This window comes from Nonomuraea sp. NPDC049784, from assembly GCF_040659615.1.
In the GTDB taxonomy this organism is placed as follows: Bacteria; Actinomycetota; Actinomycetes; order Streptosporangiales; family Streptosporangiaceae; genus Nonomuraea.
Genome location: NZ_JBFAMX010000352.1, coordinates 1 through 10,407 on the forward strand (window position 1 = coordinate 1; position 10,407 = coordinate 10,407).

Sequence of the window (10,407 nt, forward strand, 5' to 3'; positions counted from 1 at the left end):
TTCGACGTTCCTCCCGATTACGCTATTCCGGACCTGAGCGGTCTGGCCGACGTCGTAGGCCCGAAGAGCCACCAGCTCGTGGCCCTCTACTATAGAAGGGGCGGCTGTGGCCGAGCAGGTCCTTGGCCACGAGCCAGGCGATCGCGGCGCCGACAGCGCACTGGCCGATGGAGGGGGCCATCAGCCTCAGCCTGCTCAGGCGCTGGTGCACGTGCATGTCAAACACGCATCTACCCTGACCTGGAAACGTGACACCAGGGTTACAACCCGATGAGATCGGGCAGCTCAGCCGTTCAGGAAGGCGTCCACGGCCTCCAGGAACGGGCCGCGGGCGTTCACGTGGATGAGGTGGCCGGCCTCGATCGTGACCAGCTGCGCCCCCGGGATTCGCGCGGCCACCGCTTCCGTGCCGACGTGGCTCTGCTTCCCGCCCGACAACACCAGCGTCGGCGCAGTGATCTTCCCGAGCCCTTCCATCCAGGCGGGATCGGGGTCGACCAGCTGCCGCTCGATCTGGTGCATCATGCGCCAGTCGAAGCCGGTGGAGTCGTCCTCCACGATCGGCGGGCGGTTCTTGAAGGGGAGCGGCGGCGGCGCGTCCTCGAGCACCAGTCGTTCGACGCGTTCCGGATGGTTCATGGCCACCTGGTACGCCACTACGCCGCCCAGCGAGTGGCCGATGAGTGTGGCCCGCTCGATGCCGAGGTGGTCGAGCAGCGCGACGACGTCCTCGGCCATCTCCGTCACCGCGTACGAGCCTGGGTAGTCGCTCGCCCCGTGCCCGCGCAGGTCGAGAGCGAGCACGCGGTAGCGGGCCGCGAAGTGCTGGGTGATGCCGTTCCAGTCGTTGTGGTTGGCGGTCCGGCCGTGGATCAGCAGGAGCGGGGGAGAGGCGGGGTCGCCTTCCTCGCGGTATACGAGCTTGATCCCGTTGACGTGTGCTTCGCGAATCACACGGGCGACCATACCGTTCAGCCTGCTTTGAGGTTCGGTCCTGCCCGCTCAGCGCACCTTGACATCCCCGGCGAGGTTCGTGGGCAGACATTGACCATGAATCCCGCCGGCCGACTCGGCTAGCGTCGCCAAGGCGGGGAGAACCGGTAACGGAGAAGGGGCGTCATATGCCGGACCCGATTGAAGTGCGCAAGGTGCCCATCGAGAGCGTCACCGACGCCTCCGGCCTTTCACGGCTCATCCGCGACGGGGTGATCGAGGCACACCGGGTGGTCGCGATCGTCGGCAAGACCGAGGGCAACGGCGGCGTGAACGACTACACGCGCATCCTCGCCGACCGGGCCTTCCGCGAGGTGCTGGCGGTGTACGGGCATCCGTCGCCGGGGAGCGTGCCCTTGGTGTGGTCGGGCGGCACCGACGGCGTGCTCAGCCCGCACGCCACTGTCTTCGCCACCACGGCCGACGCGCCCCCGTCCGAGGAGCCGCGGCTGTCGGTGGGCGTGGCGATGAGCGACGTGATCCTGCCCGAGGACATCGGCAGGCCCGCCATGGTGGAGAAGGTCGCGGCCGGCGTACGCGAGGCCATGAAGATCGCCGGCATCGACGACCCGCGCGACGTCCACTACGTACAGACCAAGACGCCGCTGCTCACCCTGGCCACCATCACCGACGCCAAGAACCGCGGCCAGGACACCGCCATCGAGGAGACCGGCCCCTCCATGGACCTGTCCAACTCCACCACCGCCCTCGGCATCGCCGTCGCGCTCGGCGAGATCGACATGCCGAGCGCCGACCAGATCCACAAGGACCTGTCGCTGTACTCGTCCGTGGCCTCGTGCTCGTCGGGGGTCGAGCTGGACCGGGCGCAGATCGTGCTGGTGGGGAACGTGCGCGGCATCGGCGGTCGCTACCGCATCGGCCACAGCGTCATGAAGGACGCCCTCGACGCGGACGGCATCTGGGAGGCCATCAGAGACTCGGGGCTGTCGCTGCCGGCGCGCCCGCACCCCTCGGACCTCGGGGGCCGGCTGGTGAACGTGTTCATGAAGTGCGAGGCCGACCCGTCAGGACGGGTGCGGGGACGGCGCAACATCATGCTGGACGACTCCGACGTGCACTGGCACCGCCAGATCAAGGCCGCGGTCGGCGGGGTGGCGGCCTCGGTCACGGGCGACCCGGCGGTCTTCGTCTCTGTGGCCGCCGTCCACCAGGGCCCTTCGGGCGGCGGCCCGGTGGCGGCCATCTCCGACGTGGGATAGCCGGGGTGATGGCCTCAGAGCCAGGGGAGGGCGGTGAGCTCGGGCCAGTCCCTGGTCCACCGCGCCACCTTGGCCTCGTACACGTGGCGGGGCGCCTGCCTGGGATTGGGCCGCAGCACCAGGCCGAACGCGTCGGCCACGCGGTGGGGCGCGTACACCTTCCACTCGCCCGACGGCGTGAGGCGCACGCCAGCTGCTCGTCGAGGGGAAGGCGTGCGATCCGCATCGCAACTGTCTACCAGCCGGGACCGACAAAGAACCGAGCGGCACGGTCTACCCGGTCCTGGCCAGACTGGAGCAGGTAGTCTCGGGGGCTGTGCCGAGCATCCCACGACCTCTCGATCCCCGCGACGACGGCCGCGCCGCGCCCGCCGTGGCGGCCGCGCTCGCCTCCTACCAGGCGGGTACGGCCGACGCCGCCGACGTGCTGAACGCGCTCAGCGGGGCCAGGCTGCTGGTGCCCGTGGTGGCACTGCTGACCGAGAGCGAGGTCGGCGCGCACGGGCTGCGGCAGGAGAAGGAGAGCGAGATGGCGCTGCCCAAGCTCGTCGGTGCGGACGGCAGGGAGGCGGTGCTCGCCTTCACCGGCGCGGACGCGCTGGCCAGGTGGCGGCCCGACGCCCGGCCGATCCAGGCCACGGCGCTGCAGGTGTGCCAGGCGGCCGTGCAGGAGAAGGCGGCGGCGGTCGTGGTTGACGTGGCGGGGCCGGTGCAGTTCGTAATCGAGGGATCGGTGCTGGAGGCACTCGCGGCCGTCGAGTCGGGAACCACCGATCGGCTCGCCGGAGTGACCGTGGCCCGGGTGGAGCCCGCCCGCCGCCGCTGGTTCTCCAAGAAGGCCCGCTGACCAAGTCGGCGGGCGCAAGCTCCGTCCTTCGGGGCGGGGTCAGCCCGGCGCGGGAGTGTCCGCTAGGGCGCGAGCGTGCCCTGACCTTCCGGAGTTTGCTGCTCGGTCCACCAGGCGTAGGGCACCAGGACGGCGTGGACTTCGCCGTACTTCTCGATGATGGTGTGCTCGCCAGTGTGGCGGGCGGCATCGACGCGGCGGCCGAGGTGATCTCGGAGTTCTCGAACACTCATACGCTCAATCATGATTCGCGATGGTACCATTGGAGATCAGAAGGCTTCCGTGGAAGGGGGTGTTTCATGCTGACTGGCCGCCGCTACCGGGTCGAGTTCGCGCCCGAGCAGGCCGTCTACGCCGAGCAGGTCGGCGGCATCTGCCGGTCAGTGTGGAACACCGCCCTTCAGCAGCGCCGCGCTTACCGGCAGCGCGGTGCGTTCATCGGATACGCCGAGCAATGCAAGCAGCTCGCAGACGCCAAACAGGATTTCGGCTGGCTCGCGGACGCGCCGTCACACTGCCTGCAACAGACCCTCAAGGACCTGGATCAGGCATGCAGGACGCATGGGGCGTTCAAAGTCCGGTGGCGTTCCCACCGCAGGTGGTCGCCGTCGTTCCGGTTTCCCGACGCCAAACAGATCGTCGTGGAACGCCTGAGCAGGAAGTGGGGCCGGGTCAAGCTGCCAAAGCTCGGCTGGGTGCGGTTCCGCTGGTCGCGTCCGCTCGCGGCGGGTCCGGTCCCGCCGTGCGGACTTCAACGCCCAGACCGCCGCGACGCTCACCAGCCGGTACGGCACCGTCGTCCTGGAGAATCCATCGACCAGGAACATGACGGCCAGCACGAAGGGCACTATTGAGAAACCCGGGTCGCGGGTCGCCCAGAAGTCCGGCCTCAACAGGGTCATCTTGGATAAGGGCTGGTACGGGCTCGAACTCGCGGTGAACAACGCGGCCCGGTACACGGGCAGCAACGTAATCAAGGTCCCGGCGGCGTACACGTCTCAGACGTGCTCGGTGTGCAGGGTGGTGGATGTGGCATCGCGTGAGAGCCAAGCGCGGTTCGCCTGCATCTCCTGCGGCCATGTCGAGCACGCCGACGTGAACGCCGCCAAGAACATCAAGGCCGCCGGATTAGCGGTCTCAGGACGTGGAGACCTCGCCATTGGGCGGTCTGTGAAGCGTCAACCACCCCGGCCACGAGCGCGGCAGCATGCCGCGCCAGCGGCACGGGGAATCCCGGTCCTTTAGCTATCCCTGGGAGGAAGTCAAATCGTGAATGCGGCGCCGCTCGCGGGAGGGGCGCATTAGGGTCGGGCCGTGGTCGCACTCATGGCGCTGGCCGGGCTGATCTGCGGACGCTACACCAGGGCGCTGGCCGACTCCTATGACGAGGGCCCGGCGCGCCTCCCTGGGGGGTTTCCGGCCGTGGAGCTGGTGACGGCCGCCGTGGCCGCGCTCGTGGCGTGGCGCCTCGGCCTCCCGTACGTGCCGTTCGCCCTGATCGGCACCGCCTTGGCGGTCGTCGACTGGCGTACCAGCCTGCTGCCCGACGCGATCACGCTCCCGGCGTACCCGATCATGGCTCTGGCCCTGGCACCGACCGGAGAGCTGCCCAGGGCGCTGGCCGGCGGGGCGGCGCTGACGGCGGTGTACGCGGTCCTCTGGTTCGTCAGGCCGGAGGCGATGGGACTGGGCGACGTCAAGCTGGCCGGGCTCATCGGGATGGCCGCCGGAGCGCTGGGCTGGCAGGCCTGGGTCGTCGCGGCCTTCTGCGGGCAGTTGCTCGGCGCTCTTTACGGCGTGGCGATCCTCGTGACCAGGCGCGGGAACAGGCACACCCAGTTCCCTTTCGGGCCGTTCATGCTGCTCGGCGCGTTCACCACACTCTGTCTCGGCTGGTGAACGCGGGACATCTCACTAGGCAGCACATGGAAGACTTGTACGCATGTTGCGCTGGTTGACCGCCGGAGAGTCCCACGGCCCCGAACTCGTCGCCATCCTCGAAGGCCTCCCGGCCGGGGCGGAGGTGACCACGGCCGCCATCGACGAGGCATTGCGCCGCCGCAGGCTCGGTTATGGGCGTGGCGCCCGGATGAAGTTCGAGCAGGACCAGGTCACGATCGTGGGCGGCGTCCGCCACGGCCGCACGATGGGCAGCCCCGTCGCGATCCGCATCGGCAACACCGAATGGCCCAAGTGGGAGAAGGTCATGGCGGCCGACCCGGTCGACCCGGCCGAGCTCGAGGGCCTCGCGCGCAACGCGCCCAGATCCCGCCCGCGCCCGGGCCACGCCGACCTGGCGGGCATGCAGAAGTACGGGTTTGACGACGCCAGGCAGGTGCTCGATCGGGCCAGCGCCCGCGAGACGGCCGCCCGCGTCGCGCTCGGCGAGGTCGCCAGGCGCTTCCTCAAGCAGGCGCTGGGCGTCGACATCGTCAGCCACGTCACCGAGATCGGCGGCGCGAAGAGCCCCTCCGACACCCTGCCGGGGCCCAACGACCTGGCCAGGATCGACGAGGACCCGGTGCGGTGCTCCGACCCCGAGGGCAGCGCCGCGATGATCGCCGTGATCGACAAGGCCCACAAGGACGGCGACACGCTCGGCGGCGTCGTCGAGGTCCTCGCGTACGGCCTGCCGCCCGGCCTGGGCAGCTACACCCACTGGGACCGCAGGCTCGACTCCCGGCTCGCCGCGGCGCTCATGGGCATCCAGGCGATCAAGGGCGTCGCGGTCGGCGACGGCTTCGAGACCGCGCGCAGGCCGGGTTCCCAGGCCCACGACGAGATCGAATACACCACGGAAGACGGCGTGCAACGCATCACCAACCGCGCGGGCGGCGTCGAAGGTGGCATGACGAACGGCGAGATCCTGCGCGTCAGCGCCGCCATGAAGCCGATCTCCACCGTGCCCAGGGCGCTGGCCACCATCGACGTCAAGACCGGCGAGGCGGCCAAGGCCCACCACGAGCGCTCCGACGTGTGCGCCGTACCGGCCGCCGGTGTCGTCGCCGAGGCGATGGTCGCGCTGGTGCTGGCCGACGCGGCGCTCGAGAAGTTCGGCGGCGACTCCGTCGAGGAAGTCGCCCGCAACCTGTCCGGCTACCTGTCTTCGATGGTGATCAAATGAGTCTCGCTGTCCTGATCGGCCCTCCTGGGTCCGGTAAGACCACGCTCGGGCAGTTGCTCGCCGAGCGGCTCGGCGTCGGGTTCCGCGACACCGACGCCGACGTGGAGGCCGTGGCGGGCAAGCCCGTCTCCGACATCTTCGTCGAGGACGGCGAGGCCCGCTTCCGCGAGCTGGAGCACGAGGCCGTGCGCCGGGCCCTGGCCGAGCACGACGGGATCCTGTCGCTGGGCGGCGGCGCCGTTCTCAACGAGGAGACCCAGGCTTTGCTGGAGGGCCACCACGTCGTCTACCTGCAGGTGGGGCTGTCGGACGCCGTTCAGCGGGTGGGCCTCGCCTCCGCCAGGCCGCTGCTCGTGCTCAACCCGCGCAGCCAGATGAAGAAGCTGATGGAGGAGCGGCGGCCGGTCTACGAGCGGCTCGCGGTGGCGACCGTGGTGACCGACAAGCGCGAGCCCGAGGAGCTCGCCGACGAGATCATCAAGGGGCTGCCCTCATGAGGCGGCGACCGATCGAACACGGCCGCGTCGCGCTCCCGCGACCGACGGAGGAGGGCGCATGAGCGCGACCAGGATCGCCGTACGCGGTGACAGCCCGTACGACGTGGTGGTCGGCACCGGCGTGCTGGCCGAGCTGACCACGCTGCTCAAGCCCGGCGTGCGCACCGTCGCCGTCATCCACCCCGAGACCCTGCCCGAGATCTCCGGCCCGGTCGGAGAGGCGCTGCGCGAGGCCGGCTACGAGGTGGTCGAGCTGCCCGTGCCCGACGGCGAGCAGGCCAAGACCGTCGAGGTGGCCGCCGGGCTCTGGTCGGCGCTCGGCCGCCACGGCCTGACCCGCTCCGACGCCGTGGTGGGCGTGGGCGGGGGCGCGACGACCGACCTGGCCGGGTTCGTGGCGGCCACGTGGCTGCGCGGCGTACAGGTCGTGCTCGTGCCGACGACGCTGCTGGCCATGGTCGACGCGGCGGTCGGCGGCAAGAACGGCATCGACACGCCCGAGGGCAAAAACCTCGTGGGCACGTTCCTGCCGCCCGCCGGAGTGCTGTGCGAGCTCTCCACGCTGGCCGGCATGCCGAAGAGGGACTACGTGGCCGGCCTGGCCGAGGTCATCAAGGGCGGCTTCATCGCCGACCCGGAGATCCTCAAGCTCGTCGAGGCCGACCCGGAGGCCGCCACCAGGCCCGACGGCCCACACACCCGCGAGCTGATCGAGCGCAAGATCCAGATCAAGGCCGACGTCGTGGGCGCCGACCTGCGCGAGGCAGGCCTGCGCGAGATCCTCAACTACGGCCACACCCTCGCCCACGCCATCGAACGCGAGGAGCACTACGCCATCCGCCACGGCGAGGCCGTCGCCATCGGCATGGTCTACGCCGCCGAGCTCTCCAGGCTCTCCGGCCGCGCCGACCTCGTCGAGCGCACCCGGTCCATCCTCACGAGCGTCGGCCTGCCCATCACGTACCGGGCCGACGCCTGGCAGTCCCTGCGCGACCACATGAGGCTGGACAAGAAGAACCGCGGCGCCAAGCAGCGGTTCGTCGTGCTCGACGGCCTGGCCAAGCCGGGCCGGCTCGAAGACCCCGCAGAAGAGCTGCTCGAAGCCGCCTACAAGGAGATCTCCGCATGATCCTGGTGCTCAACGGGCCCAACCTGCGCCGGCTCGGCACCCGCGAGCCCGACGTCTACGGGGCGGAGACGTTCGACGACCTGGCCGCGCTCTGTCGCGACACGGGCAGGAAGCTCGGCGAGCACGTCGAGGTGCGCCAGACCGACGACGAGGCCGAGCTGATCAGCTGGATCCACGAGGCCGCCGACGGCCGCATCCCGGTCGTGCTCAACCCGGCCGCGTTCACCCACTACTCCTACGCCCTGCGCGACGCCATCGCCCAGCGCACGGCCCCGCTCGTCGAGGTGCACATCAGCAACCCCGCCGCGAGGGAAGAGTTTCGCCATAACTCCGTCGTCGCCGGGGTGGCGACGGGCACGATCGCAGGCTTCGGACTACAGTCATACGTCCTTGCGCTGCACGCTATCGCGGAGTTGAACACCACCTCATGAGGCACTACAAGTCCTTCGTCGCCGTCGGCGACAGCTTCACGGAAGGACTGAACGACCCCGGCCAGAACGGTCACTACCGTGGCTGGGCGGACCGGGTGGCCGAACGGCTGGCCGCCGACGAACCCGGCTTCCGCTACGCCAACCTGGCCGTTCGCGGCAAGCTCCTCGACCAGATCGTCACCGAGCAGGTGCCGCTGGCCGTCGACATGGCACCCGACCTGGTCAGCCTCTGCGCCGGGGGGAACGACCTGCTCAGACCGGGCAGCGACCCCGACGTGATGGCGAAGCAGCTCGCCCGCGCCGTCCGCGACCTGCGGGCCGGAGGCGCCGACGTGCTGCTGTTCACGGGGGTGGACCCGCGCGACACGCCGCTGATGCGCCGGCTGCGCGGCCGCTTCGCCGTCTTCTACCTGCACGTGCGCTCCATCGCCGACCTGTACGGGTGCCGGCTGGTGGACCAGTGGTCGATGCAGGGGCTGCGCGACTGGCGGGCGTGGAGCGCGGACCGGCTGCACATGAACGAGGACGGGCATCGGCTGGTGGCGGCGCGGGTGCTGGACGTGCTGGGGGTGCCGTTCGAGGACTGGCGCAAGGACTGGCCGTCGCAGACCGCCGATCCCCGGGCTCGGCGGCGCGAGGACGCCCAATGGATCCGCGAGCACCTGGTCCCCTGGATGTCCCGCCGCCTCCGCGGCACCTCCTCCGGCGACGGCCTTTCTCCCAAGCGCCCCGACCTCACCCCGTTTCTGCCGTATTTCGACTGACGGCTCTCCATACGTTACGGCTGCGCACGGGCCATCCGCCGCCTTTCGGCCGATGGTCCTCCATGCGTTACGGCTGCGCACGGGCCATCCGCCGCCTTTCGGCCGATGGTCCTCCATGCGTTACGGCTGCGCACGGGCAGGCCACCCGCCGCACTTCGGCTGATGGCCTGCCTTCCAGGAAACGGCCTCTGACCCTTCACCGGCTGAGCGCCGTTACGGAGCGCACACTTGACCGGTTGGGTGGTCCCCCTGCTCGCCGCACGCGTTGCGCCGAGCGCCGCCGCACGGCTTCTCGTCGCACCGGCGCCCAAGAACGCCCTCACCCGTGACGCGCCCGCCCGCAATGCGCTGCCCCCGTGACGTGCCCGTGCCCGCGACGTGCCCGCAGCGCGCCCGCGCGCAAACTCCCGCGCCGCGACACCGAGGCGGCGGGGGTGGCGTCAGTCAGCTGATTCCGTTGCCAGGCGCTTCAAGGCCGCTCTGGGGACCGCTGGGTCCGTGGTGCGCCAGAACGGGGGGAGGGTACCCAGGAGGAAGCCGCTGTAGCGGGCCGTGGCGAGGCGGGGGTCGAGGACCGCGATCACGCCCTTGTCGTTCTGCGCCCGCAGCAGCCGGCCCGTGCCCTGGGCCAGGAGCAGGGCGGCGTGGTTGGCGGCGACCGCCATGAAGCCGTTACCGCCCTTGGCCGCCACGTGGCGCTGTCTGGCCGACGTCAGCGGGTCGTCGGGGCGGGGGAACGGCACCCGGTCGATGATGACCAGTCGCAGCGAGGGCCCGGGCACGTCCACGCCCTGCCACAGCGACAGGGTGCCGAACAGGCAGGTCGGCTCGTCCTCGGCGAACTGCTTGACCAGCAGCATCGTCGAGTCGTCCCCCTGGCACAGGAGCGGCACGTCCAGGCGCTCGCGCAGCGCCTCCGTGGCCGCTTTGGCCGCTCGCATCGACGAGAACAGCCCCAGGGTGCGCCCTCCGGCCGCCTCGATCAGCTCGACGATCTCGTCCAGGTACTGCTGCGGCAGCCCGTCACGCCCGGGCTGCGGCAGGTGCTTGGCGACGTACAGGATGCCCGCGCGCGGGTGGTCGAACGGCGAGCCCACGTCGATGCCCTGCCAGCCCTTGCCCTCGCCCAGCCCCCACTGCGCGGCAAGCCCGTCGAACGTGCCGCCCAGCGCGAGCGTGGCGGAGGTGAGGATCACCGTGCGCTCCCCGAACAGCTTGTCGCGCAGCATCCCGCTCACCGACAGGGGCGCGACGCGCAGCATGGGCGGGCGACGGTCGGTGCCGGCGTCGAGCCAGACCACTTCGGCGCGGTCGGTCTCCGAGGCGTGGCCGTACGCCTCGAGCATGCGCACGGCCGTGTCGTGCACCTCGTCCAGCGCCGAGAACGCGGCCTTGCGTTGCC

14 protein-coding genes are annotated in these 10,407 nt (G+C 70.6%); 10 read left to right on the forward strand and 4 right to left on the reverse strand.

From position 1 onward, the window contains the following. Positions 1 to 285: 285 nt before the first annotated feature. Positions 286 to 954: an alpha/beta hydrolase gene (locus tag AB0J09_RS42360; protein ID WP_360704153.1), complete on the reverse strand. Its 669-nt coding sequence runs from the start codon at positions 952 to 954 to the stop codon at positions 286 to 288. Between the two features lie 167 nt (positions 955 to 1,121). Here AB0J09_RS42360 and AB0J09_RS42365 point away from each other — a divergent pair, with 167 nt between their 5' ends. After that, on the forward strand, positions 1,122 to 2,213 hold the full coding sequence (locus AB0J09_RS42365; protein ID WP_360704155.1) for a ring-opening amidohydrolase: 1,092 nt from the start codon (positions 1,122 to 1,124) through the stop codon (positions 2,211 to 2,213). Between the two features lie 14 nt (positions 2,214 to 2,227). Here the strand turns inward: AB0J09_RS42365 and AB0J09_RS42370 are convergent, their stop codons facing one another. Then, positions 2,228 to 2,545: a nucleotidyltransferase family protein gene (locus tag AB0J09_RS42370; protein ID WP_360704158.1), complete on the reverse strand. Its 318-nt coding sequence runs from the start codon at positions 2,543 to 2,545 to the stop codon at positions 2,228 to 2,230. On the opposite strand from AB0J09_RS42370, the gene AB0J09_RS42375 reads away from it, so the two are divergent. Continuing rightward, positions 2,530 to 3,060, forward strand: coding sequence for an SseB family protein (locus tag AB0J09_RS42375; protein WP_360704161.1), 531 nt, complete (start codon positions 2,530 to 2,532; stop codon positions 3,058 to 3,060). The genes AB0J09_RS42370 and AB0J09_RS42375 overlap by 16 nt on opposite strands. A 62-nt stretch (positions 3,061 to 3,122) precedes the next feature. On the opposite strand, the gene AB0J09_RS42380 is transcribed toward AB0J09_RS42375, so the two are convergent. After that, positions 3,123 to 3,293 (reverse strand): hypothetical protein, encoded by a 171-nt coding sequence (locus AB0J09_RS42380; RefSeq protein WP_360704164.1) that lies wholly within the window; start codon positions 3,291 to 3,293, stop codon positions 3,123 to 3,125. A 66-nt stretch (positions 3,294 to 3,359) separates the two neighbouring features. Here AB0J09_RS42380 and AB0J09_RS42385 point away from each other — a divergent pair, with 66 nt between their 5' ends. The 8 genes from AB0J09_RS42385 (at position 3,360) to AB0J09_RS42420 (ending at position 9,005) form a co-directional block, all read left to right on the forward strand. Continuing rightward, a complete protein-coding gene (locus AB0J09_RS42385) occupies positions 3,360 to 3,914 on the forward strand; it encodes a transposase (RefSeq protein ID WP_360704167.1) in 555 nt (184 codons plus the stop codon). Then, positions 3,886 to 4,305 (forward strand): transposase, encoded by a 420-nt coding sequence (locus AB0J09_RS42390; RefSeq protein ID WP_360704170.1) that lies wholly within the window; start codon positions 3,886 to 3,888, stop codon positions 4,303 to 4,305. The genes AB0J09_RS42385 and AB0J09_RS42390 overlap by 29 nt, the downstream gene beginning before the upstream one ends. A gap of 69 nt (positions 4,306 to 4,374) precedes the next feature. Continuing rightward, complete coding sequence (locus tag AB0J09_RS42395; RefSeq protein ID WP_360704173.1) at positions 4,375 to 4,959, forward strand: A24 family peptidase; 585 nt, start codon at positions 4,375 to 4,377, stop codon at positions 4,957 to 4,959. A 43-nt stretch (positions 4,960 to 5,002) separates the two neighbouring features. Then, the gene (aroC, locus tag AB0J09_RS42400; protein ID WP_360704175.1) at positions 5,003 to 6,184 is read left to right on the forward strand and encodes a chorismate synthase; all 1,182 of its coding nucleotides are present in this window, start codon (positions 5,003 to 5,005) and stop codon (positions 6,182 to 6,184) included. After that, complete coding sequence (locus AB0J09_RS42405) at positions 6,181 to 6,681, forward strand: shikimate kinase (RefSeq protein WP_360704178.1); 501 nt, start codon at positions 6,181 to 6,183, stop codon at positions 6,679 to 6,681. Before aroC ends, AB0J09_RS42405 begins: the two co-directional genes overlap by 4 nt. 58 nt (positions 6,682 to 6,739) lie before the next feature. Then, positions 6,740 to 7,810, forward strand: coding sequence for a 3-dehydroquinate synthase (aroB, locus tag AB0J09_RS42410; protein WP_360704181.1), 1,071 nt, complete (start codon positions 6,740 to 6,742; stop codon positions 7,808 to 7,810). Further along, positions 7,807 to 8,241, forward strand: coding sequence for a type II 3-dehydroquinate dehydratase (gene aroQ / locus AB0J09_RS42415; RefSeq protein ID WP_360704184.1), 435 nt, complete (start codon positions 7,807 to 7,809; stop codon positions 8,239 to 8,241). The genes aroB and aroQ overlap by 4 nt, the downstream gene beginning before the upstream one ends. Continuing rightward, positions 8,238 to 9,005 carry an SGNH/GDSL hydrolase family protein gene (locus AB0J09_RS42420; RefSeq protein WP_360704187.1) on the forward strand — a complete coding sequence of 256 codons (768 nt, stop codon included), beginning with the start codon at positions 8,238 to 8,240 and terminating at the stop codon, positions 9,003 to 9,005. The genes aroQ and AB0J09_RS42420 overlap by 4 nt, the downstream gene beginning before the upstream one ends. Before the next feature lie 440 nt (positions 9,006 to 9,445). Here AB0J09_RS42420 and AB0J09_RS42425 read toward each other — a convergent pair. Continuing rightward, the coding region (locus AB0J09_RS42425) for an ATP-dependent DNA helicase (protein WP_360704189.1) at positions 9,446 to 10,407 on the reverse strand (962 nt) is incomplete at its 5' end.